16 protein-coding genes and 1 tRNA gene are annotated in these 23,369 nt (G+C 63.6%); 12 read left to right on the top strand and 5 right to left on the bottom strand.

Annotation, left to right across the window (positions count from 1 at the left end; all coding sequences use genetic code 11):
* Positions 1 to 39: 39 nt before the first annotated feature.
* The gene (gene rfaD, locus IPV69_RS26175) at positions 40 to 957 is read right to left on the bottom strand and encodes an ADP-glyceromanno-heptose 6-epimerase (protein WP_206292683.1); all 918 of its coding nucleotides are present in this window, start codon (positions 955 to 957) and stop codon (positions 40 to 42) included.
* 296 nt (positions 958 to 1,253) lie between these two features.
* Between rfaD and IPV69_RS26180 the strand changes: the two genes are divergently transcribed.
* Positions 1,254 to 2,432 (top strand): NAD(P)/FAD-dependent oxidoreductase, encoded by a 1,179-nt coding sequence (locus IPV69_RS26180; protein WP_206292684.1) that lies wholly within the window; start codon positions 1,254 to 1,256, stop codon positions 2,430 to 2,432.
* Positions 2,433 to 2,440: 8 nt separating this feature from the next.
* On the opposite strand, the gene IPV69_RS26185 is transcribed toward IPV69_RS26180, so the two are convergent.
* Entirely contained in the window at positions 2,441 to 2,998 is a 558-nt protein-coding gene (locus IPV69_RS26185) for a hypothetical protein (protein ID WP_206292685.1), read from the bottom strand.
* Between the two features lie 275 nt (positions 2,999 to 3,273).
* On the opposite strand from IPV69_RS26185, the gene IPV69_RS26190 reads away from it, so the two are divergent.
* Positions 3,274 to 4,074, top strand: coding sequence for an ABC transporter ATP-binding protein (locus IPV69_RS26190; RefSeq protein WP_206292686.1), 801 nt, complete (start codon positions 3,274 to 3,276; stop codon positions 4,072 to 4,074).
* Positions 4,071 to 4,889 carry an ABC transporter permease gene (locus IPV69_RS26195; RefSeq protein ID WP_206292687.1) on the top strand — a complete coding sequence of 273 codons (819 nt, stop codon included), beginning with the start codon at positions 4,071 to 4,073 and terminating at the stop codon, positions 4,887 to 4,889. The genes IPV69_RS26190 and IPV69_RS26195 overlap by 4 nt, the downstream gene beginning before the upstream one ends.
* 235 nt (positions 4,890 to 5,124) lie before the next feature.
* Here the strand turns inward: IPV69_RS26195 and IPV69_RS26200 are convergent, their stop codons facing one another.
* Positions 5,125 to 6,114, bottom strand: a complete 990-nt coding sequence (locus tag IPV69_RS26200) for a LysR substrate-binding domain-containing protein (protein ID WP_206292688.1) — start codon at positions 6,112 to 6,114, stop codon at positions 5,125 to 5,127.
* Between the two features lie 285 nt (positions 6,115 to 6,399).
* On the opposite strand from IPV69_RS26200, the gene IPV69_RS26205 reads away from it, so the two are divergent.
* The 7 genes from IPV69_RS26205 to IPV69_RS26235 all read left to right on the top strand — a co-directional run bounded on the left by IPV69_RS26205 (position 6,400) and on the right by IPV69_RS26235 (position 15,429).
* The gene (locus tag IPV69_RS26205; protein WP_206292689.1) at positions 6,400 to 6,663 is read left to right on the top strand and encodes a 4Fe-4S dicluster domain-containing protein; all 264 of its coding nucleotides are present in this window, start codon (positions 6,400 to 6,402) and stop codon (positions 6,661 to 6,663) included.
* A gap of 236 nt (positions 6,664 to 6,899) precedes the next feature.
* On the top strand, positions 6,900 to 8,207 hold the full coding sequence (locus IPV69_RS26210; RefSeq protein ID WP_206292690.1) for a DUF1501 domain-containing protein: 1,308 nt from the start codon (positions 6,900 to 6,902) through the stop codon (positions 8,205 to 8,207).
* 157 nt (positions 8,208 to 8,364) lie between these two features.
* Positions 8,365 to 8,438: transfer RNA gene (locus tag IPV69_RS26215), tRNA-Asp, on the top strand.
* Positions 8,439 to 8,999: 561 nt separating this feature from the next.
* Positions 9,000 to 11,642 carry a CARDB domain-containing protein gene (locus IPV69_RS26220; RefSeq protein WP_206292691.1) on the top strand — a complete coding sequence of 881 codons (2,643 nt, stop codon included), beginning with the start codon at positions 9,000 to 9,002 and terminating at the stop codon, positions 11,640 to 11,642.
* A gap of 193 nt (positions 11,643 to 11,835) precedes the next feature.
* Entirely contained in the window at positions 11,836 to 12,678 is an 843-nt protein-coding gene (locus tag IPV69_RS26225; RefSeq protein WP_206292692.1) for a fumarylacetoacetate hydrolase family protein, read from the top strand.
* Between the two features lie 106 nt (positions 12,679 to 12,784).
* Entirely contained in the window at positions 12,785 to 13,492 is a 708-nt protein-coding gene (locus IPV69_RS26230; RefSeq protein WP_206292693.1) for a phosphoribosylanthranilate isomerase, read from the top strand.
* 317 nt (positions 13,493 to 13,809) lie between these two features.
* Complete coding sequence (locus IPV69_RS26235) at positions 13,810 to 15,429, top strand: C2 family cysteine protease (RefSeq protein ID WP_206292694.1); 1,620 nt, start codon at positions 13,810 to 13,812, stop codon at positions 15,427 to 15,429.
* Positions 15,430 to 15,458: 29 nt separating this feature from the next.
* On the opposite strand, the gene IPV69_RS26240 is transcribed toward IPV69_RS26235, so the two are convergent.
* Positions 15,459 to 15,986, bottom strand: a complete 528-nt coding sequence (locus IPV69_RS26240; RefSeq protein WP_206292695.1) for a VOC family protein — start codon at positions 15,984 to 15,986, stop codon at positions 15,459 to 15,461.
* 121 nt (positions 15,987 to 16,107) lie between these two features.
* Complete coding sequence (locus tag IPV69_RS26245; RefSeq protein WP_206292696.1) at positions 16,108 to 18,210, bottom strand: FAD-dependent oxidoreductase; 2,103 nt, start codon at positions 18,208 to 18,210, stop codon at positions 16,108 to 16,110.
* Positions 18,211 to 18,816: 606 nt separating this feature from the next.
* Between IPV69_RS26245 and IPV69_RS26250 the strand changes: the two genes are divergently transcribed.
* Together IPV69_RS26250 and IPV69_RS26255 are read left to right on the top strand one after the other, a co-directional pair.
* On the top strand, positions 18,817 to 21,474 hold the full coding sequence (locus IPV69_RS26250) for an Ig-like domain-containing protein (RefSeq protein WP_206292697.1): 2,658 nt from the start codon (positions 18,817 to 18,819) through the stop codon (positions 21,472 to 21,474).
* A 118-nt stretch (positions 21,475 to 21,592) separates the two neighbouring features.
* Positions 21,593 to 22,630 (top strand): sterol desaturase family protein, encoded by a 1,038-nt coding sequence (locus tag IPV69_RS26255; protein WP_206292698.1) that lies wholly within the window; start codon positions 21,593 to 21,595, stop codon positions 22,628 to 22,630.
* Positions 22,631 to 23,369 lie beyond the last annotated feature (739 nt).

Here is a 23,369-nt window from a genome sequence, read left to right on the forward strand (position 1 = left end):
TCCCGTCTCTGATCCGGAGGTGTGGTTCAAGGGGAGAGGCTAGTCCGAGCCGAGTGTTCCGGAGGCGTGGTAGGCGTCGATGCCTTTGGACAGGTCGTACTTTGGGGCATAACCGAGCGAGGCGCGCGACTCGGTAAGATCGGCTTCGGTCCATGTCTGGAAGAAGTCGTAAGGATTCTCGAAGTACTCCGGCGGCAGATCTGTCTTGAGCACGCGGTTGAGCTGCGTGACCACGTCGTTGAACGACGCCGCGGCCCCCGCGCCCACATTGAAAACGCCCGAGACCTTCGACGCCGCTGCGCGAAGGTTCATCTGCATGACGTCTTCGATGTACACAAAATCTCGCTTCTGATCGCCGGGCGCGAAGATGCGCGGCCGCTTGCCGAGGCGCATTTGCTTGGCGAGCTGGTGGATCATGCTGGCGAACTTCCCCTTGTGCTGCTCGCCGGGGCCGTACACGTTGAAATACCGCAGTCCGACGATCGGGTGCTTCAGCCGCGGGGCGTACTGCCGGGCGAGGTCTTCCATCGACAGCTTGGAGTAGCCGTAGACATTCAGCGGTTCGGGGCGCTGCGATTCCTTCATGGGTGCAGGGCCCCGGCCGTAGGTGGCGGCGCTGCTGGCCCAAACCATGCGGCTGCCCCACATCTCGGCCAGGTTCAGCAGATGGCGGAACCCCTCGGCGTTGTTCTGCATCATCTTCCGCTGGTCGAGCACCGTGGTGTCGGTGATCGACGCCTGGTGGAAGATGACGTCGAACGGGCCGGAGGCCTGCAGCGTGTTCAGATCATCGGCGTACAGGTCGAGTGTCAGCACGTCGCCGCGGAAATCGACCAGATTTTTGAAAGTAGCGGAAGAAAAGTCGTCCAGGACAACGACATCATGCCCGTCGGCCAGCAGCCGCTTGGCAAGGTTCGATCCGATGAATCCGGCTCCGCCGGTGACGAGCATGCGCATGGTTGATAGACCTTTCGTTTGAGCCCGCGATTCTACGGGGCGGCGGGGGGCTGTCTACGAAGGGCGGCAAAGGATCACGAAGATCCCCGACCTGTCAGGAGAACCTTTCAAGGAGCCGCGCACGAAGTGTACTCACGGAGAAAGCGGGAACTGTGACGTTCCGTGGTCCATTCCGACGTTTCGGGGTCCATTCCCGCTTACTCCGTGAGTACACTTCGTGCGCGGCTCCTCAGAAGGTCGTACTTCCGATCAAACACTTCGTGCTCCTTCGTAAACTGCCTCCTACAATGCCTCGCATGCCTGACGCCCATTCAGTCATCATCGTTGGTGCCGGCCCCTCGGGGGCGGTCTCGGCGATCCTTCTGGCCCGAGCGGGGTGGCGCGTGACTCTGCTGGAGCAGCACCGCTTCCCACGTGATAAAGTTTGTGGCGAATGCCTCAGCGCTACCGGGATCGATGTCCTGCGCCGGATCGGCCTCGATTCGCTGATTCGCAGCTACGGCGCGATCCCGCTGCATTTCACCCACCTCCACGCCGCCGACGGCACCTCGGCAACCGTCGCACTGCCCCGGCCAATGTGGGGGATCTCACGCCATGTGCTCGACCAGCTGCTGTTAATCGAAGCCGGCCGCAGCGGGACGGAGGTCCGCCAGCCGGCGCGGTGCGAATCGCTGGTCACGACGGGTCCGACGCCGACGATTCGCGTCCGTGACCTGCTGACCAATGTGGTCACCGAAGAACGCCCCGACTGGGTGATTGTCGCCGACGGAAAGTCGGCGTTACTCGGCGCAGAGGTGCCCCGACCGACGAAAGACTTCGGCCTGAAAGTCCATTTCAAAGATATCGCCGGCCCCGCCGACGCGATCGAACTCTTCGGCACGATGGACACCTACGGCGGCCTGGCGCCGATCGAGAACAACCGCTGGAACGCCGCGTTCAGCGTGCCGGCATCGCTGTTGCGGCTGCACGCTGGCGACCTTGAGATGGTCTGGGAACGGCTGGTCGGCGAGAACAAGACCCTTCGTAAGCGGTTGGCCGACGCGACGCGCGTTTCGCCGTTCCTCGCGAGCCCGCTGCCAAGGTTCGGCGTCCGCCGACAGTGGCCGAACCGGGTGATCCCGGTCGGTAACGCCGCTGCCGCGATGGAGCCCATCGGCGGCGAAGGGATGGGCCTGGCGCTGCGAAGCGCCGAACTTGCGGTGGAACATCTGCTGAGCGCTCAGAACGGCACATCCACCGCACGAGATCCCGGCGGCACCGCCGCGGCTTCGTCGGATCCTTCGAATCCGGACATCACCTCTCTCGACCCCGTCGAATTGCAGAACGCCTACCACCACCTCTGGCGCACCCGCCGAACCGCCTGCCGGGCAGCGGCGAAAGTTGTCTCGTCCGGGGTTTTCTCCGGAATGGCGATGGAGTTTCTGCGGCACAATGAACGGGTCGGTCAACGGGCGATGGCGTGGATGGGGAAGTAGCGAGGCTGTTAAGTCCCAGTGCCTAACCACGCCTCCAATTCACGCACAATGTCGGTTCTCGATCTGCTTTCAAAACATCGCAGCGGCTGATCCCAGTTACCAGTCCCATTCTCAATTCGAACGAGCACCAATCGAAACAGCCCATTCGGCGCTACGTCACCGTGCCAACAAAGATCGATCAACGTGTCTCGATCCTCATTGACCAAGTAGAGAAGACTCTCATAGAACGCCCAGCGGTTATCGTCGGCCAGAAATTCCGGCGGATCGATCGCTTCGAATAGATTCCAGAAAATGTGCCATCCACCGTCGACGCGGAGTGGTTGAAGCGTCGGAGATGGACGCTTGGAGGCGGCGGGCCGCGGGTGCCTCATCCTCCACTCACTTGAGGTTACTTTCCCCGATTCGTCAAGCCCCTTCAGCGGCGTGTGCCCCTCCGTGAGCGACCCCAAGTACTGCTTGAGAATACTCTCGATCCAAAGGTCGATGCCTTTTACTCCAAGGCTTCTGGCGTGCGTTTCAAGTTGCTGGGCCAGATCGTCTGGAAGTTGAAACGAATACTCGGTCATCTCGTATTTTCTCCAGTTCACTCGTGGCGGTGCAATTGGTGGTTCGTTGCCGACCTTTCGGCTTTCGTAACCCTCGGGCATAATCCCGTAGCCCGCCGTAGGCCGCGTCGTCAGCCTCAAATGAATCTGACTCGTCACTTAATCTTGACTGCGCTGTTGCCTTGGTGGAATGAACACGATCACTGCTTTAGACAGTTGGACCCCGATTGGCCGATCTTCGACGGATCGCTGGCGATGCTCATTCTATCATTCCAGCGACTATTTGGGCTTAGTACATGCTGTCTCGTATAAGCGAAAAGATACCACCGTCAGCCGGCCTGCCGGTTCGTGTCGCCGCACTCCAACACATATTCCCCAACGGCGTCGAAGCCATCCGCCGGGTTGATCTCGCGATCGCCGCCGGCGAGTTTGTCGCCATCCTCGGTCCGTCCGGGTGCGGCAAGTCCACGTTGCTCCGCGTGATCGCCGGGCTGGAGCGCCAGACCGGTGGCGATGTCTCCGTCGGCTCGGCGGATGACGCGGGCCGTAGCGATATCGCGTTCGTCTTCCAGGATGCCCATCTGCTGCCCTGGCGGACGGTGCTCGCCAACGCGGCCTTGCCGCTGGAACTGCGCGGCGTTCCAGTGGAGCAGCGGACCTCCGCCGCGATCGCGGCACTGGCATCGGTCGGGCTGGCGGGGTTTGAAGATCGATATCCGGCCCAACTGTCCGGCGGAATGAAGATGCGGGTTTCCATCGCCCGTGCCTTGGTCACACGCCCGCGGCTGCTGCTGATGGATGAGCCGTTCGCCGCCCTCGACGAGATCACCCGGCAGAAGCTCGATGACCTGCTACGAAAGCTGTGGGCCGACACCGGCATGACGGTGCTTTTCGTCACCCACTCGACGGAAGAGGCAACCTACCTGGCCAGCCGTGCGGTCGTGATGAGCCGCCGGCCGGGGCGCATTGTGCTCGACCACGCGATCGACCTGCCCGCCGTTCGGTCGGCCGATCTTCGCGGCGATGTCGCGTTTGCTCGCCATGCCCGCGCGATCTACTCGGCGCTGGAACGTGGGCAGATGACGGAGGTCGCGTGAAGCCGAGCGAACCGATCGAGCATCAGTCCACGGCGACGCAGGAGCGCAGCCGATGGCGGACTGCCGTCGCGAGTTTCCTTCCGCCCGTGTTGCCGTTGGTGGTTGTGCTCGCGTCGATCGAGGCGGCGGTGCAGTTCGGGCTGATCGCGCCTTACATCATTCCGCCGCCGTCGCGAATTTTCGCTTCGATCCGCGACGACCGTGTCGAGCTGTTCTCGGCGATGCTCAATACATCGATCGCTTCGCTCGTCGGATTCGTGCTCAGTATGGTCATCGGGGTCGTGCTGGCGGTCGTCCTCGCTTCGTCGGCGTGGATTCAACGGGCGTTCTACCCTTATGCGATCTTCTTCCAGACGGTGCCGATCGTCGCGATCGCGCCGCTGCTGGTCATCTGGTTCGGCTACGGCATGCCGACGGCGGTCGCGTCGGCGTTTATCGTGTCGGTGTTCCCCGTGATCGCCAACGCGCTGGCGGGTTTGCTCTCGACCGACCCGGCGCTGCGCGACCTGTTCCGCCTGTACGGCGCGACACCGACCGCCACGCTGCTCAAGCTTCGTCTGCCCGGCGCGCTGCCGAACATCCTGACCGGCCTGCGGATCGCCGGCGGATTGGCGGTGATCGGCGCGATCGTGGGCGAGTTTATTGGCGGCAACGGCAGCCTGGGTGACGTCATCACGTCGGCCCTCACGCAGCAGAAGAACGCCAAGGTCTTCGCCGCCGTGCTGCTGGCGTCGCTGCTGGGGTTGGCGTTGTTCGGGCTGATCAACCTGGTGAGCCGACTAGCGCTGCGGCACTGGCATGCGTCGGAGCGGTGATCATTCGTCAACTGTCATCCTTTGGAGCACTTCAGAGCGTGTGACTTCTTGAGGAGCCGCGCACGGAGTGCACTCACGGAGTAAGCGGGAATGACCCCGAACCGTCACGGTTCCCGCTTGCTGTCACGGTTCCCGCTTACTCCGTGAGTGCACTCCGTGCGCGGCTCCTCAAAGTCACGTACCCTCAGGATGGGAAATTGGGAGGGCTTTCCGCGTCGTCACCCCATCCAACTCGTCACCCCATCGATGCCGCCGTGTGATCCGCAACCAGCTTTCCCCGGTCGCCGCGTTTCTTCGACGGTCGGCGACCGAAGTCGGCGACGGCCTGCTTTAGCAGTTGGTCGAACTCGGCGACGGCCCGCGGCTCGTGGCGGCCGCGGATGCGCAGACGGTGCAGCGGGCGGGTGATTTTCAGGTCTGACGTACGAATTTCGACGAGTGTGCCGGAGCGCAGCTCCAGTTCGCACGCCAGGCGCGAAACGAATGCAATCCCCACGCCCGCCGCCACGGCACGCTTGATGACGATGGTGCTGCCGACGGCCATGACCGGCGTGACGGCAAGCCCACGCGCCGACAGCGCCCGCTCGACCACCGCCCGCGTGCCGCTGCCGGCTTCGCGGACGACGAAGGGCTCCCGGCAGAGCACCTCGGCGCGAACGCTGTTCGTGCCGCCCGTCTTGCCCCCGGTTTTCCCGGCCGCAAGCGGATGTCCGGGAGCGGCAATCGCTATCAGTTCATCGGTCATGAATGGATCGACGACGAACTCGGCCTCGTCGGCGTCCCCTTCGGTCATCGCGACGTCGATCAGGCCCGCCGCGAGCCGATCCTGGATGTCATGGGTGTTCGCGATGTCGACTGTCAGCTTCACGCCGGGGAACTTACTGCGAAAGGCGACAAAGACCGGTGGCAGCAGGTAGACGGCGATCGTCGTACTCGCGCCGATCCTCAGTTCGCCGCGTTCCAGCCCGCGCAGCTCGGCAAGCCGCTGCTCGGCCTCGGCGGCGAGGCCGAAAATGCGCCTGGCGTAGTCGGCTAGGATCGTTCCCGCCTGCGTCGGCCGCACGCCGCGGGGCAATCGGTCGAACAGTGGAGTGCCGAGTTGCTTCTCGAGTTCGCGAAGCTGCTTGGAGACGGCCGGCTGACTGACCATCAGGCGGTCGGCCGCCCGGGAAACGCTCTGCTCGGTAGCGACGGCATGAACAACGGCGAGGTGATTGAGGTTCATGATGGGGGAGGTACGTGAGATGGAGGCACGCAACAGCTGCTCTCGCATGAAGTCCCTCCACGGCTCCGTGCCTGAATGAATTTGTGCCTACGACTTTGAGCTCAAGTGACATAACGGATTGGCATGCTTCCGATCACTATTATGTCTTTGCTTCATGTCATCGCAAGTTCTATTCTTCCGCACCAACGAGAGAGGCATGGGTGTGAGTCACCCGGATCCTCATGGTTGCTGAAGCGACCACGCCCGGCGTTACAGCGTCGTGGCGCTCGAAACGTGAGAATCATCATGGCCTACGTCATCGCCCAGCCCTGCATCGGAGAGAAGGACACCGCCTGCGTCACGGTCTGTCCGGTGGACTGCATCCACCCGACCAAGAGCGAGGAATCGTTCGAGGCCGCCGAGATGCTCTACATCGACCCGGCGAGCTGTATTGATTGCGGGTTGTGTGTGGACGAGTGCCCCGTGAAGGCGATCTTCCCGCAGGAGGATCTGCCGGCCGAGTGGGCCGAGTTCATCGGCCGCAATGCCGACTACTTCAAGACGGTCTGAGAACGTCGCGCCGAACCAGCCGATCGCTGGTTTGGCGCTCGAGAGACAAACATCCCATCGTCTGGCGAAGCCCCGGGGCAGTTGGAGCGTTTCCAACGCCCCGGGTTTGTTTTGGTGGCCGATGGAACAGCGACATTCGAATTTCGCCCTTGGCTTCAACCCCGGTGTTGGAAAGGCGTAACTGAAGACGTACGGTGTGTTTGCCCCCCTGACCCTCCGCGATCAAACCGACGTCTATGCCCACGACTCGACGCAACTTCCTTAAGTCAGCCGCGATGGCGTTGGGCGGTTTGTCGCTTCCGCAGCTACTCCGCGCCGAAGCACAGAACGGCATCCGGAACTCGCGCAAGTCGGTCATCATGATTTACCTGTGCGGCGCGCCGCCTCATCAGGACATGTGGGACCTGAAGATGGACGCCCCATCGGACATCCGCGGGCCGTACAAACCGATCGCCACTAATGTGTCGGGTATCCAGATCTCCGAGCATGCGCCGCGAATCGCGAAGATGATGGACAAGTTCGTCCCGATTCGCTCGCTGTACGGTTCGCCGAACGGCGCGCACGACTCCTTCATCTGTTACACCGGGCGGCCGCCTTCGGGATCGCCGCAGCCGGCGCGTGGCTGGCCGTCGCTGGGTTCGACGGCGTCGAAACTTCTGGGGTCGGTCCATCCTTCGATGCCGGCGTTCGTCGGGCTGGCCCCCGACGCCGGGCATCCGCCATACGGTTCGCCCGGGCATCCGGGTTTCATGGGCCCGAGCCATGCCGCGTTCCGCCCCAACGGCGACGGCATGAACGACCTCAAGCTCGAAGGCGTCACCCTGGACCGCATGAACGACCGCACCGGGCTGCTTCGTCGCCTGGATACGCTGCGCCGGGACAGCGACAACAGCGGAAACGTTGACGCGATGGACGCCTTCCAGAACCAGGCGATGAATGTCCTGACGTCCAGCCGTCTCCTGGATGCTTTGGACGTTACCAAGGAGCCCGGTTCCGTCCGTGAGCGCTACGGCAAAGGGGACCCCAAGAACTACGGGGATGGCGCCCCGCTGAACCTCGAACATTTCCTGCTGGCACGACGGCTGGTGGAAGCCGGGGCGCGGGTTGTCACATTGAACTTCGGTCGGTGGGATTTCCACGACAGCAACTACCCCCAGTTGCTCAAGCACTTGCCGCTCTTCGATCAGGGGGTCAGCGCCCTTGTCCAGGATCTGCACGACCGCGGCATGGAGAAAGACGTCGCGGTCGTCGCCTGGGGCGAGTTCGGCCGAACGCCCACCATCAACAAAGACGGCGGTCGCGACCACTGGCCCCGCGTCGGTGGAGGGTTGCTGGCAGGCGGTGGATTCCGGACCGGGCAGGTGATTGGCGCCACTGATCGCCTGGGCGGCGAGCCGACCGATCGCCCCGTTCACTTCGGCGAAGTGTTCGCCTCGCTCTATCAGTTTCTCGGTTTGGATCTCAACCAGACAGTGCTGCACGATTTGTCAGGTCGTCCCCAATATCTGGTCGACGGCTGGAAGCCGATGCCTGAATTGCGGTAATCCCCCGGAATGCGTTCCTGAGCCGCCAATCGCCATGTTTCAAGTGCGCCTAGGCGTTCATTTTCCCGAAACGCACCATCTGCAAATTGCGCCAGTCACTTCGGTGTCTTGACAGGTGAAGGAACTCGAATAGAATCCTCAGCCCGAAGTTGGTCAAGGGCGCGTAGCTCAATTGGTTAGAGTACCGGACTGTCGATCCGGAAGTTGCGGGTTCGAGTCCCGTCGCGCTCGTTAAAGAACCCCGTTCCTGATGCAGGAACGGGGTTCTTCGTTTTGGCAATTCGGGTCCTTCTTCATCGGGTGAGCCCCGTCGACCAAGGGCGGAGCCAATCGACGGTCCGGTGAGGAAGTCGGGTCATATGTCAGCGATTGGAATCGTGGAACGACCGCCAGGTGGGGATGGCGGAAATGACGGGCCAAGCATAGCCATAAGACGTTCACCTAGGCAGGGATGCCGCTTCTCCGCGAGATATGTCTCGAAGTCGGTGACGTCATTCTCAGACGAACCCGTACACCTTGCCGATACGTCTGCAATTCGGTGGAAATCGATGAAGATTGTCGCCGAACAGAAATTTCGCTTTGCGAACGAGGCATTCGTGCGCTAGTGTATTGATACCGCGCAACACAGTGGGTGAAGCTGCGCAAAAGCCGTCATGCCGTCCGTCCCCCGGGCGGCGTTTGTTCTCGGTATCCCCGGGCTGCGGTCGGGAGATTGGCTCCCGAGCGCCCTTGCCAGCTCACGACGCAGGAAGTTTGATAATGAATCAGTCGTTCTGGAAGAAAGCTGTCCGCTTGTCTCGTTTGCAAACGACCGAGGCGGGCGGGTCGAATCACACTCAGGGTGTTTCCCTCACGCGCGCCCGCGTGGAACGGCTGGAAGACCGCCGACACTTTTCCGCCGGCCCCGGTTCCTCCGGGACGTCTGCCGGGTTGGCCCCGCTCGCCGCGCAGACCCTGGCACTGGGCACTCCGAGCATTGCATCGGTAACGCCCGCCAATTCGACGACCGGCGTTTCCGTGGATGCTTTCATCTCCACCGAACTGAATATCCCCAACAGCGGCGTCGACACGGCTTCGCTGACCCCCAATACCGTCTATCTCGAACGCGTCAGCGACGGTGTTCGCATCGCTTCGGTCCTGAACACCTCAGGCGGCGGTGACGTCATCGTGCTGCGGCCGGAACTGCCGCTCGATCCCAGCACCGCTTACAAATTTGTCGTCACGTCGGGCGTCCGGGATCTCAATGGCGTCGGGTTCTCCCCGTTCCAGAGCACCTTCACGACCGGCGTTCCGCCGACGGACACGGCCTCGCCCATTGCCTTCGAGCAGGTCGAGCTTCCGACGACCAAAGGGCACCAGTTCTCGTCGGTCGTCGTCTGGGGCAGTTGGGTCACCGCCGGTACGCTGACGGGCGAGATCTATCGCTTCCCGTTGAAGGCCGATGGCACGCTCGGCACGCCGACGGTCATCAACACGATCATTGACCACAACGGCGGGCCACGGTTCATCGTCGGCCTGGCGTTTGACCCGGCGTCCTCGGCGACGAACCAGATCATCTGGGTGTCGCACACGGCGACCTCGGGCCTTCAGGTCGGCGGTGCCCCGGGTGAAGACTTCACCGGCACCATCTCCGTCCTGTCGGGTCCAAACCTGGAGAACATCCAGGACAAGGTGGTCCACCTGCCACGGTCGGTCCGCGATCACCTGACGAATCAGATTTCGTTCGGCCCTGACCGAAAGCTCTATTTCACTCAGTCTGCCAATACGGCGATGGGCGCGCCCGACGTCGCGTGGGGCAATCGCCCGGAACGCCTGCTGAGCGCAACGATTCTTCAGCTGGATGTCAGCAAGATTGGCACAACACCACTTGACGTCCACACTGAAGACGCCGACCCCTACGATCCTTTCGCGGCCGACGCACCGCTGAAGATTTACGCCTACGGCGTTCGCAACGCGTACGACCTGGTCTTCCTCGACGGCAAGATGTACGCCCCGACGAACGGATCAGCCGCCGGCGGGGCGACCCCGGAAGGACCGGGCATCCCCGGTATTCCCAAGGTGACCACCGCCGAGACCGACGCGCTTTACCTGGTTCAGCCGGGCAAGTACTACGGCCATCCCAACCCGCTGCACAACAAGTTCGTTCTCAACGGCGGCAATCCGACGAGCGGCAAAGACCCGTTCGAAGTCAAGCAATACCCTGTCGGAACCAAGCCGGAGTCGGACTGGCAGAAGCCGATCTACGATTTCGGTCAGCACCAGTCCCCCAATGGCTCGATTGCGTACCACAATTCTTCGACGTTCGGTGGTGCGCTCAAGGGGAAGATGCTGGTGGCGCGCTACAGCGGCGGCGACGACATCATCGTGCTGACGATGGGCGCCGATGGGAAAGTGAGTAAGGCCGAAGAGGGGTTGCAGGGTCTTGCAGGTCTGAACAATCCGGTGGATATCGTCGAGCACTGGAAGACGGGCAACATCTACGTAACGGAGTTCGGGGCCAAGGAATCGGAAGGCAAGATCACGCTGTTGCGTCCGACGACCCCGACGGTTCCGCCGGTGGTCCCACCCGTCGTGCCGCCGGTGGTGCCACCGGTAGTTCCGCCGACGGTGCCGCCCACGGTTCCCCCGGTCGTCTCTCCGCCTCCGCCGCCCCCTCCGGTATCGCCGCCGCCGCCTCCGCCGCCGACCGGCCCGCTGGCTGACTTGGCGACGGAAGTCACCAAGGTCGTCCTTCCCGCGAACGTTCCTTTTGGCACGGCGGTGAAGGGCACACTCCAGTTCCGCGTGTCCAACATCGGCGACAATTCGTTGACGGGTCTGATCCCGATCTCTGTCCGCCTCACGGCCGACACCACCACCGACACCGGCGACACCGAAGTGGTCCGCTTCTTCAGGTCGCTCAACCTCAAGGCCGGCCAGAGCAAGATCGTCAAGCTCAAGATCACCGAGTTGCCGGCGGTCGCCGACGGCAGCTACCACCTTGGCGTGATGCTCGACCCGGAAAGCGCGTTGTCGGAGAAGTCGGAAACCAACAACACCGCCGTCACGACCGAGGTCTTCAATGTCGCAACGCCGAGCGTGGATCTTTCCGGCCAGTTCGTCACCACCCCGACGAAACTGGTGATCGGTAAGAAGGGCACGGCGAAATTGACCGTTTCCAACAACGGCAACGTGCCCGCGGTGGGTTCGATTATCGTGCAGGTCGTCGCGTCGGCCGACGGAACATCCGGCGCCGGCGATGTCGGACTCGGTGCGGTCCCGCTGAAGCTGAATCTGAAGCCCGGTGCATCCAAGGTGGCGACCCTCAAGCTCCTTCTTCCGCCGACGCTCGCGCCGGGAACCTACTTCATCATCGCATCCCTCGACTCGACCGGTGTCATCACCGAGTCGAACGAAGGCAACAATGCCGCGGTGACATCGCCCCTGGCACTGTAGAGCGACCGGTTCGCCGACCAGCGTCGGCGGCTTTGGCGAACAGCTTTTCGACTGACGCTCACTCCTGATTACGTCCCTCGCGGGACGCCGGGGCTGAGCGTCTTTCGTTGGTGGCAGCTAACACTTGCCGGCTGTGCCCTGTCGCCACGCGGCGACTTTCTTTTCCGAACCGCGTCACTAGACTTCGTCGCAAATGAAGCTTTATCGCACCACACTCGGCCCGATGGTCGAAACCAAGGGGTCCTGGCACGTCGTCCCCGAACTGGCATGGGACGCGATCTTCGCGTTGCCCGACCCGCGCAAGATTCTCATGGAAGGCGTCGAGGCCCGCGGGGAGATCAATCGTCGGCCGGCGCCTTCTGAAACCGATATCCTCGCGCCGATCGGCTCGCAGGAAGTCTGGGCGGCGGGGGTGACCTATCTGCGCAGTCGCGACGCCCGCAAAGAAGAAGCCAAGAGCGGTGGGGGCGGCGACTTCTACGACAAGGTCTACGACGCCGCCCGGCCGGAGATCTTCTTCAAATCAACCGCGCACCGCACCGTCGGTCCCGGGCAGGCCGTCCGCATCCGCAAGGACAGCAAGTGGAACGTTCCCGAACCGGAACTGACGCTGGTGGTCAACCCGGCGGGGAAGATCATCGGCTACACCGTCGGCAACGACATGTCGTCGCGCGATATCGAAGGCGAGAACCCGCTCTACCTGCCACAGGCCAAGGTGTACGACGCGAGCTGCGCCCTGGGCCCCTGCATCTACCTGCCCGAAGACGGCGCTCCGTTGCCGCCACTGACGGAGATCAAGCTGACAATCTCCCGCGGCGGCGTGCAGCAGTTCCTGGGCATCACCGCGATCGCCAAGATGAAACGCCGGTTCGATGAACTGGTCGAGTACCTGTACCGCGATAACAGCTTTCCGCAGGGCGTTTTCCTGATGACTGGCACGGGGGTCGTTCCGCCGGATGATTTCACGCTGCACAGCGGTGATGAGATTCGTATTGAGATCGGGCCGATCGGCGTGTTGAGGAATGTCGTGGCGTAGGGGCATACGGCGTATGCCCCCGGCCGGCCGGCGCCGATGTCGCCCCTCTTCCCGACAGCACCCATTGCGAAGTCGGGCACACGCCGTGTGCCCCTACAAGGACACCTTGAACTCCACACCGAATCACCACACTCGCGTCAAGATCTGCGGCGTCCGCCATCCGGAAGACGCGGCCTACGCCGCACGCTCGGGGGCTGACGCCATTGGCGTTATCTGCTACCCGAAGGCGTCGCGGTACGTCGCGCAGGAAGAGGCACGGCTGATCGTGCAGACGGCGCCACCGTTCGTGACGCCGGTGGCATTATTCGTGGACTCAACGCCTGGCGAGATCGCCGCCGTCGTCTCGGCGATCGGGGCGACGTGCGTTCAGCTTCACGGCCACGAATCGCCGGACGTGGTCCGGAAGGTCAACCTGCCGGTGCTCAAGGCGATCCGCGTGGATCGCACGACGTTCGAGGCCGAGCTCGGCACCTGGCGGAAGGCTATCGCCGAGGGCGGGCTGGAACATCTGCAGGGATTGGTTCTGGAAACCGCCGCGGGAACCGGAGAGGCCGGCGTCGGCGGGACGGGATTGGCCAACGACTGGACGTTCGTCCGCCAGGTCGCCGCCAAGGGAGAGTTTGCCGGCTTGCCGCCGATCATTGCAGCCGGAGGTCTCACGCCCGAGACGGTGGGCGAGGTGATCCAGTCGGTTCGACCCTGGGCGGTGGACGTCAGCAGCGGCGTCGAAGTGGTGAAGGCCCGGAAATCACCGAAGCTGATCAAGGCGTTCATCGCGGCGGTGCGGCAGGCCGATCTGTCGAAAGCTGTGTGAAACGATTGCATTAAACGCGATGGGGAACGCCGAGCTCCAGCCCGGCTCATCAGTCTCCGCAAGTCCGGTAAGGAGCCGAGCCGGAGCTCGGCGTTCCCAGGGGTGCACCTCACTTCAGGCTTTCCACCGCACATCACAGCACGCGAGTTTTCGCCGCGCGTTGCTCCTCCGGCGTTCTCTCTGGCGCTTCTTTTGAGTTGCGACCCGGTAGCCCTGATAAGGGCCAGCCCGTTCCGGGCAGATGGGCGCTTCGGCCGAACCGACTACTGTTTGCGTGTCGCGTTCGGGGTCCCCCGAAGTTCGTACCGAGAGCAGCCATGTTTGAAACCCTCGAAGACCGCCGTCTCTTCAGCGTCTACGACTTCACCAACGTGGGCACCCTGGTGCTGGCACCGGTCAGCCCGCCGGTGATCGTCACCGGGCCGACGGTGGTGAATCCAGCTCCGCCGACGGTGCTCGCCCCTGAAGGCGACCCGAACATGGAGGTCCGCAACTCGATCAAGCTGGTCGGCCAGACGTTGTACATCACCGGTACGTCCGCCCCCGACTCCTTTCAGGTCAACCCAGCCGGGGCGAGCCTGATCGTACGGCGCGGCTCGATCGAATCGTTCCCGTTCCCCGCTGCCCAGGTGAAGAACATCATCATGGTCGGCTACGAAGGTGCTGACGTCCTGTTCGTCGATCCCGCGACGAATGTCCCCGCGACCGTGCTCGGCGGCGCGGGCGACGATCACGTCTTTGGCGGCGCGGCGGCCGACTACCTCGAAGGCGGCACCGGCAACGACACCATCAAGGGTGCCAGCGGCAACGATGTCATCAACGGCGGCGACGGCAGCGACAAACTCTTCGGCGAAGCCGGCGACGACACCCTTCGCGGCTGGGCCGGCGATGACACGATCGACGGCGGTGCCGGCCGCGACACCCTCTACGGCGCCGACGGCAACGACCAGCTCTTTGGCGGTCTCGACGACGACACCATCTACGGCGGCAACGGCGACGACACCCTCGTGTCGGTCTTCGGCGGCATCGACAAGGTCAACGGCGACCAGGGCTGGGACATCTTCGTCGCCGACAAGAAGGACGTCCTGACCGACATGGACAACCTCGCCAACACCCGCAAGAGCGTTTACCGCATCGACAAGTTCTCCAACCCGACCAGCGGCAGCACCTACGCCACCGAACTGGGCACCACCAACATCACCGATCCCGCTCTGACGTTCAGAGCCACGAAGTACCAGAACTTCGGCCACATCCCGATCTTCACGGCGTCGGGTCCGAACATCGGCGACGTGCAGCAGAACCAGCTCAACGACTGCTGGCTCGCCACCACCGCCGGCAGCGTGGCCCGCTCCAGCCCCTGGGCGATCAAGCGGACCGTCGTTCCCCTGGGCGACGGCACCGTGATGGTCGCCCTCGGCGGGGGCTGCTACCGCGTGGACGCCGATCTCCCGACCGATGCCAACGGCAAGCCGATCTACGGTTCGATCGCCGGCCGCAAGGGTGACAGCCTCTGGTTCGGCCTGCTGGAGAAGGGGATGGCGTATCACATGAATTCGGGCAGCGGTTACAGCTACGGCGACGTCGAATCCGATACGCCGGGCGTCGCCTACGACGCGCTGCGGATTGGCTACGACCGCTCGACCCTGGTGCCGTTCGGTACGGACGAATCATTGATGTGGGACAAGATCAACAGCAATGTCAGCTTGCGGGCGATCACCATCACCACCGAGCCGGCATCGCTCGGCGTGAACAGCGCCCTTCGCCCGTCGCACGCCTACTCGGTCGTCGGCACGTTCCGCCAGGGCAATGGGACGACGATGGTGATCCTGCGGAATCCGACCGACAAGAACGGCATGAATAGCGGCACCGACGGCATGGTGACGGTATCGGCGAGCACGCTCTATTCGTCGTGCCTCTTGTTGTACATCTCGAAGTAGGCTTTCAGCCGGCAGGCCGGAACCCTGTGTCACGTCGGCGACTTTGGCGTGAGCTCACCCAGCAATGACTGCAGGTCCAGCCGCCGGGTGAACATCGCCAGTTCGCCGGCGGCATTTCGCGGCCAGACGTCGGGCGGGCGATCCCAATACAGTTCAACGCCGTTGTCATCCGGATCGTGCAGGTAGAGGGCTTCGCTGACGCCGTGATCGCTGGCGCCGTCGAGTTGAATTTTCGCGTCGATCAACCGTCGCAGGGCATCGGCAAGTGCCGGTCGAGTCGGGTAGAGGATGGCCAGGTGAAACAACCCGGTCGTGCCCGGAGGCGGGGGCGAACCGCCCAGGCTTTCCCAGGTGTTGAGTGCGATATGGTGGTGATACCCGCCCGCCGAAAGAAACGCCGCCTGATGTCCCATTCGCTGCGTCACTTCAAACCCGAGGACACCACGGTAAAACCCGAGCGACCGCTCGAGGTCGGCGACCTTGAGGTGCACGTGACCAATGCGAGTGCCGGGGTGGATGGATTGAGGTGGGGAACTCGGATGAGTCAAAGTGTTCATGGTTGCGCTTGCAGGTTCACGGGACTCGTTAGCCGCGACGCGCAGCGGAGCGTGTCTACGGCGCGGGGAACACGTTCGAGCCTTACGAAACGCTCCGCCCCGCGTCGCGGCTAACCCACTGCTACTTCTTCTCCACCCACTGCACCGCGTCCGCGATGACGTATCCCGTCGCGCCTTCGTTGCTGACGACGACCGTCGCGGGCTTGTCGGTGGAGAACTCGAACACGCCCAGCGAGATGAACGCGCCCTCGATCGGTGCCGCCTTAGTCTGATCGACCTTCACCTTCTCAATGCCGCCGGCGTGGTGGATCTCGACCGTTGCGTTTGTCGCCCGGTTGGGGTTGACGCTGTACGACAGCCGTACCTCATACTTGCCGGCGGCGGGGAGCCTGGCCTCATAGCGGGCGGTCGCCGGCTCGCCTTTCCTGGCGGCGCGGTAGCCGTCGCCGACATAGTTGGGCTGGCTCGATCCGATCTGCCATTCGCCGGTGGTCTTCGCCTGTTCGTCGTCGACGACGACGCCGGGCAGGGCACGAAACTCCAGGCCCTTCTTCACGCCTCCGGCCTTCTGTGGGCCGGTGTACTCCAGGACCTGTCCGTCCTTCAGCAGCTTCTCGCGCAGCTTGGCGTATGGCACATCCTGCACGGCGATGTCGGCGTCGATCGCCATCGCGGCGGCGGTCGCCGACGATTCGCCGAGGATCATGAACACCGGTTCCATGCGGATCGAACCGAACGCGATGTGCGAGCTGCTGACACAGACCGGCACGAACAGGTTGTTCGCCTGCCCCTTCTTCGGCACGAGTGCTCCGTAGGCGATCTCGTACGGCCCCTTCAGGCCGACGCCGATGTCGCCTTCGTTCTGCACGTGGCCTTCCGGCGTGACGTACCGCTGGATGTTGTGCGAGTCGATCGTGTAGCTGCCCATGCCGACTGAATCGGGCGTCGGGCGGCGCTTGAGCAACTCGTTCTCGGTCATCACGTAGCTGCCGATCATGCGGCGAGCCTCGCGGACATAGATTTGGTGCGACCAGCCGCCGTTATCGACGAACTCATCTTTCGGCAGGCCCCACTTCTGCATCGCTTCCTGGACGTCCTTGGGCACGCGCGGGTCGTTGGCGATGAAGTAGAGCCAGCCCTTCTGATAGGTCTCATGTTCTTTCAGGATTTCCTTCCGGCGCTCGTAGCTGGCGTCGGGGTAGTCGTAGTTCATGCCGATGTTGTCGGTGCTGAACGGGCCGTGGTTATTGGTGTCGGTCTTGTGATTGGGGATCGGGTCGAACTTGTTGAAGGTCTGCCGCCAGCCCTTCTCAAAAACGCGCAGGAGCAGTTCGTACTGTTTGGGGTCATAGCCGTCGGGCTTGGGGAAGGGGATGCGGTTTTCTTCCTTGTCGGTCAGGCACATGCGGTAGCAGTAGGCCTGGACCTTCTTGTCGCCGGAGCCGTATTCGCCGGGCTTCTCGGCGGTGATGCGCGGCAGCAGGCCGCTCTTGGGGTCGCCGGGGATGACGTAGGGGCTGATGTTCATCGTGCCGAAATGATGCTGGTGGTGCAGGATGCCCACCTGCACGCCGTTCCACTTCTCGTCGTAGATGCTGTTAGCCTCGCGGCCGACGTGGTAGTCCACGCCCGCTGCGGCCATCAGGTCGCCTTCGTAGGTGGCGTCGATGAACATCTTGCCGGTGTAGGTCTTACCGCTGAGGGTGGTGATGGAAGTGATCTGGGCGCCGTCCTTCTTCACGCCTTTCGCCCGGTCGAGCAACTCATCGCGAACGACGGGGATCTGATGTTCCTTAACGAAGTCTTCGAACACTCTTTCGGCGGCGTGGGGTTCGAAGATCCACATCGTGCGGTTCTCGCCGTCGATGGCCGGCGTGCCCTGGCCCTTGTTGCCGTACTCTTCCTTCTTCTGCCACTTCCAGGCGGCGTCTTCGTTGTAGTGCTTCCAGATACGCTGATAGAACTCGCGCGACAGCCCGCCGATGACGGCCTTGTTACCGGTGTCGGTAAAGCCGAGCCCGCCGGAGGAAAGGCCGCCGAGGTGCTTGTCGGGGGAGACGACGATGACCGTCTTGCCCATTTTCTTCGTCTGCACGGCGGCCGTGACAGCGGCGCAGGTGCCGCCGTAGATGACGACGTCATGAGCGCCCTCGGCAGGTGTTGCTGCATTGACAGGCGTCGAACAGCCGGCCAGCAGGACGGCCAGCAGAAGTACTGAGCGCATAAGACCTCCAGAGGAAGCGAATCAAGGACATCGAACCACGCACGTCGGACCAAGACCCCGCCGCCGATACGTTCCGCCAGATCCCAGGCGGCGAGGCTCGACAGTCTGGTGGAGTGGGGCGGAAGATTCAATCGCAAACCCCGGTCATGCAAGCTGGGACACTGACTGCACGGGCCGTCGGTCGGCCACAGGCGTACCAGCTTTGGAGGTCTTCTGGAGCCTTGCAGTGCCAGTTGCGTGAATCAGACAACGCTCGATTGGGCACGCGAGCAAAATTCTAGGAAATCCATTGCAGCGGCCTCTGCTGCGGACTAGATTCTCGCCCGGACGTCGGGCTGTAGTGACAAGCAGTCGCTTGTCGGCGGCGTCTCATGACGAGCAACTCAAGGACGAGCGTCTGACGTTCCATCCACTGCCGAGCAGTGGATGCGATTGTGATCGTGAGGCACAAGGATGGTTGGGCAATCTGGGTACGTGCGTTCGGAATGGAGTCCGACGGCCGACATCGTTCGGCGGCGGCACTCCCCGGGTCACACCCGCTTCGTCGCAGAATCCCTCGAATCACGACGCCTGTTCGCCGCCATCGGGGGTGGCTCGTCTACGTTGGTGGACTCGGCCAACTCGGTGTTGGCTGCGGCTGTGCTGACTTCGCCGCAGGTGCGGTCCGTCAAGCCGACCGCCAACGCGAAAAATGTGCCGACCACCGGCTTCGTGTCCGCCGAGTTGATTCTGCCCAACGGCGGTGTCGACACGGCGACCGTGCTTTCCAAGAACGTCTACCTCTACAACGTTGCGGCAAAGACCACGGTGCCGGCCGTCGTAAACACCTCCGGTGGCGGGGACGTCATCGTCCTCAAGCCGTCCAAGGCGCTTGCGGCCAACACACAGTACCGCTTCGTGCTGACGTCGGGCCTGCAGGACGTGCAGGGGGTCGGCTTTGCGCCCTTCGAGTCGCTCTTCACCACCAGTGCCACCACCAGTCCGCCGTCCAACTCCCCGGCGAAGTTCACGCAGGCACCCCAGGCGAGTTCCGCGGGTCACAACTATTTCGGACTGGCGATCGGCCCCGACGGCAGGCTCTACGCCAGCAGCGACGACGGCCGCATCTACCGCTTCGCGATCGAAGCCGACGGCTCCCTCGGCACGCCGTCGGTGTTCGATATCGTCCGCGCCCGCAACGGCGGCAGCCGGTTCATCCTGGGGATGGCGTTCGATCCCAGGAGCACGCCGACCAACCCGATTCTCTGGATCACGCACACCGCGACCTCATCGCTGGTGCTGGGCGGAACCGTCGGCGCCGATTTCAGCGGGAAAGTCAGCGTGGTCAGCGGACCCTCGCTGGGCCAGTACCGCGACGCCGTCGTCAACCTGCCCCGGTCGGTCCGGGATCACGCGACCATGCAGCCGACCTTCGGCCCGGATGGCGCGCTGTACTTCTGCCAGGCGTCGCAGTCGGCCATGGGCAAGGCCGACATCATCTGGGGGAACCGCCCGGAGCGGCTGCTGTCCGCGGCGATCCTTCGGCTGGACGTGGGGGCGGTCGGCAGCTCGACGCTCGACGCCAAAACCCCCGACGCCGGCGGCACCTACAACCCTTCCTCGCCCGGTGCGCCGTTGACCATCTACGCCGATGGCGTTCGCAACGCGTTCGACCTCGTCTGGCACCGCAACGGACAGTTGTACGCCGCCGCCAACGGCAGCGCCGCCGGCGGCAATACGCCCGCCGGTGCCGGTGCGCCGGCGCTTTCGGCCGTCAGCAAGGCCGAGAGCGATTTCCTGTTCCGTATCACCCGAGGCGGGTACTACGGTCATCCCAATCCCCAACGCAAATACTACGTTCTCAACGGCGGCAATCCGACCGCGGGCAAGGATGCCTACGAAGTCACCGACTATCCCGTCGGACAGAAGCCCGATCCGGCGTGGCGGCCGGCGGTTTACGACTTCGGCGCCCACCGCGCCCCCTCCGGCACGATCGAGTACCGCGGCGGCAGCTTCGGCGGCGCGCTCGACGGAAAACTGCTCGTCGCCCGCTACAGCGGCGGCGACGACATCATCGCGCTGACGCTCGGCGCAGGCGGCAGCGTGACCAAGGCCGAGACCGGCATCTCCGGCCTGACCGGGCTGGCCGATCCGGTTGATCTGGTGCAGACGCCTGATAGCGGAAATCTTTATGTGATCGAATTGGCGCGGCAGCGGATTACGCTGCTACGCGCCGCGACCACGGTGCCCCCGACCGTACCTCCAGTCGTTCCGCCTGTCGTTCCGCCCGTCGTCCCCCCGACTGTGCCGCCGACGGTTCCTCCAGTAGTGCCGCCCACAGTGCCGCCCACTATCCCACCGACCGTCCCACCCGTGGTTCCGCCGGTCGTCCCGCCGACTGTTCCTCCCACCGTTCCCCCGGTCGTACCACCCGTCGTGCCGCCCACGGTGCCACCGACGGTTCCGCCCACAGTTCCTCCTACGGTGCCCCCGACCGTTCCGCCGGTGGTTTCTCCGCCGCCCGCGCCGCCGCCCGCAGCGCTCGCGGACCTGACGCCGCTGGTCACGAAAGTGGTGTTGCCGTCGAGTTTCGCGTTCGGCACGCCCGTGAAGGGGACGCTGTCGTTCCGCGTGACCAACGCCGGCGGGCTTTCGTTCTCGGGACCGGTACCCGTCTCGGTGCAGTTGTCGGCCGACGGGACGGCCGATCCCGGCGATACCGAGGTCACGGCGTTCTCCAAATCGGTCCGCTTGCGACCCGGCGGCAGCGCCAGCGTCAAGCTCAAGCTCTCGGCGTTGCCTTCGATTGCCGCCGGCAGTTATCACCTGAACGTCGTGCTCGATCCCGCCGGGCTGCTGACCGAGGCGTCGGAGACGAACAACGCCGCCGCGACGACCGAAACCTTCGCCATTTCCGCGCCCAACGTCGATCTCAGCGGCGCGTTTGTCGTCGGGCCGTCGAATCTGGCGATCGGCCGGCGGCGGCTCATCAAGATGAACCTCAGCGCCGCGGGCAACGTCGCGGTGAACCAGACCATCGTCGTGCAGGTGGTGGCTTCCACCGACGATACGCCTGACGCCGGCGACATCGACATGGGTGCCGTCCCGGTGAAGCTGAAGATCCTGCCGGGGCAGACCAAGTCGGTTTCGCTGAAGGTCTATCTGCCCCCAAACATGGCGCCGGGCATCTACCGCATCATCGCCACGATCGATTCGCCCCAGTTGCTGGCCGAGTCGAGCGAGACGAACAACATCGCGATGACAAATCCGCTGATCCTGAAGTAGGGGCGAAACAGGCTAAGACTTAGAAGATGTCGCGATGACGAGATTCGGCCTTTCTTGCAACTGAACCCACCCGCATATTCGGACGATGACGTGACAGGCGTCTTTCCGGAGCGCTGGCATGGATCCGATCAACACGCTCATCTCCAAGATCAAGGCGCTCGGCCGTCAGTTCATTGAGCCGGGGGCTCAGTTCTCGATCTTCGCGCTGGCGTGCGCCTTTGCGGTCGCGGTCGGCTTTCTCTACCTGCGGCAGCGCCGCCGGCGGGGCCGGGCGAGCCTGGCCGCGGTGTTGCGGGCGGTTTGCTCCCGGCGGGTGTTTTTCAACCCCTCCACCTACGCCGACGCCGGCTATCTCCTCATTAATACCCTCTCGCTGGGTGGGCTGATCGCCTGGGCGATGATCTCCACCGGCGCGGTCTCGGCCTGGATTACCGCGGGGCTGGGGAACGTCTTCGCCACGCCGACTGCGACCACCTTGCCGGACTGGCTGACCCGCGCCGGGGCGACGATCCTGTTCTTCCTCGCGTACGAGTTCGGCTACTGGCTGGATCACTACCTGAAACATCGTGTGCCGTTCCTGTGGGAGATGCACCGCCCCCATCACACCGCCGAGGTGCTGACGCCGCTGACCGTCTTCCGCGTCCATCCGCTGGATTCCCTGGTCTTCAGCTTCGTCCTGGCGATCACCGGGGGCGTGACGGCGGGCGTGGTGAACTTCGCGCTGGGCAAGCCGGTGCTCGAACTGACTCTTGACGGCACCAACGTGCTGCTGGTGGTCTTCTTCTACGCGTACGTCCACCTGCAGCATTCGGAGATCTGGATTCCGTTCCGTGGCTGGGCCGGCCGGTTGTTCATGAGCCCGGCCCATCACCAGATCCACCACTCGAGCGACCCGGCCCACTTCAACATGAACCTCGGTTCGTGCCTGGCGATCTGGGACTGGGTCTTCGGCACGCTGTCGATCCCCGCCAAAGAGTCCCCGAGACTGAAGTTCGGGGTGGACGATGCCGAGCCACACCCGCACGCCCCTTCGCGGTTGCTGCTCACACCCATAGCGCGGGTGGCCAGGGCATTGGCGCGGATGGTTCTGCCGACCAAGGCGAGGGAAGAGGTTGTTCCGGACAGCACAGGGGTAGTCGAGCAGAACGCGAACTGAAGCATCGGCCGGCGCACAAGGCTCGCCACGGAGTTGCCTTGCCCTGAATGGCGTTCTTGGAAACTCGGCGTCTTGGCGTTCATCTCTTTGATTCCTGGGCAGATGCAATCGGGGCGCGGCGGCGGCGTCGTCGTCCGCGGAGTACGCCGCTCAGAATTCAGTTGAAATCTTCGAGCTGGAACATAACATATACCGTACAAATATAGCTGCATCGTCGGCTTCATGCGTGAGCCCGGCGGTGCCTGGTCTCCGTGCGCCGATCGAGCGGGTGTGATCCGGCGGTCATGGCGTGGACTCCGCGGGGACAATCATCCGTCCGGCGATCGGCAGGCGATCGTCGGGAACAGTCTGCTTGTTGCGATGGGGGCATGCACCCGTGCCCGTATCGTGTTCTGTCTTCCGCTGCGCGCGGGCCAAGGAACCGTCCCCGCTCGATCATGACAACTGCGAGTCCGCGAATCGCGGACACCCACAACGGCTCGGGCGATCGGACTCGATCGCGCCGGGTGGTTTGGTTTGGGTTTAGGTTGAGGGGAAGAGACCGGAAGACGATGTAATGGAGGGACGAGATGCCCGCTGTGATCGATCACTTGGGTTCGTTCGGCAACTGCAGAGCCGCGGCACTGCAGTTCTGCGGGGCCGGCCCGATCTCGGGTTCGTTTGGCCAACAAGGCTCGCGCAGCGTACTCGCGGAGCCCCGGGCGTGTGGCCTGGATCGCAGAGCCCCGGAGTGGTCGAT

The organism is Humisphaera borealis (assembly GCF_015169395.1).
GTDB classification, from domain to species: domain Bacteria; phylum Planctomycetota; class Phycisphaerae; order Tepidisphaerales; family Tepidisphaeraceae; genus Humisphaera; species Humisphaera borealis.

Coding starts and splice junctions, on each gene's coding strand:
- IPV69_RS26190 (WP_206292686.1), top strand. CDS start 3,274: ATGCTGTCTCGTATAAGCGAAAAGATACCACCGTCAGCCGGCCTGCCG.
- IPV69_RS26210 (WP_206292690.1), top strand. CDS start 6,900: ATGCCCACGACTCGACGCAACTTCCTTAAGTCAGCCGCGATGGCGTTG.
- IPV69_RS26240 (WP_206292695.1), bottom strand. CDS start 15,986: ATGAACACTTTGACTCATCCGAGTTCCCCACCTCAATCCATCCACCCC.
- IPV69_RS26225 (WP_206292692.1), top strand. CDS start 11,836: ATGAAGCTTTATCGCACCACACTCGGCCCGATGGTCGAAACCAAGGGG.
- IPV69_RS26235 (WP_206292694.1), top strand. CDS start 13,810: ATGTTTGAAACCCTCGAAGACCGCCGTCTCTTCAGCGTCTACGACTTC.
- IPV69_RS26200 (WP_206292688.1), bottom strand. CDS start 6,114: ATGAACCTCAATCACCTCGCCGTTGTTCATGCCGTCGCTACCGAGCAG.
- IPV69_RS26205 (WP_206292689.1), top strand. CDS start 6,400: ATGGCCTACGTCATCGCCCAGCCCTGCATCGGAGAGAAGGACACCGCC.
- IPV69_RS26185 (WP_206292685.1), bottom strand. CDS start 2,998: ATGACCGAGTATTCGTTTCAACTTCCAGACGATCTGGCCCAGCAACTT.
- rfaD (WP_206292683.1), bottom strand. CDS start 957: ATGCGCATGCTCGTCACCGGCGGAGCCGGATTCATCGGATCGAACCTT.
- IPV69_RS26245 (WP_206292696.1), bottom strand. CDS start 18,210: ATGCGCTCAGTACTTCTGCTGGCCGTCCTGCTGGCCGGCTGTTCGACG.
- IPV69_RS26255 (WP_206292698.1), top strand. CDS start 21,593: ATGGATCCGATCAACACGCTCATCTCCAAGATCAAGGCGCTCGGCCGT.
- IPV69_RS26180 (WP_206292684.1), top strand. CDS start 1,254: ATGCCTGACGCCCATTCAGTCATCATCGTTGGTGCCGGCCCCTCGGGG.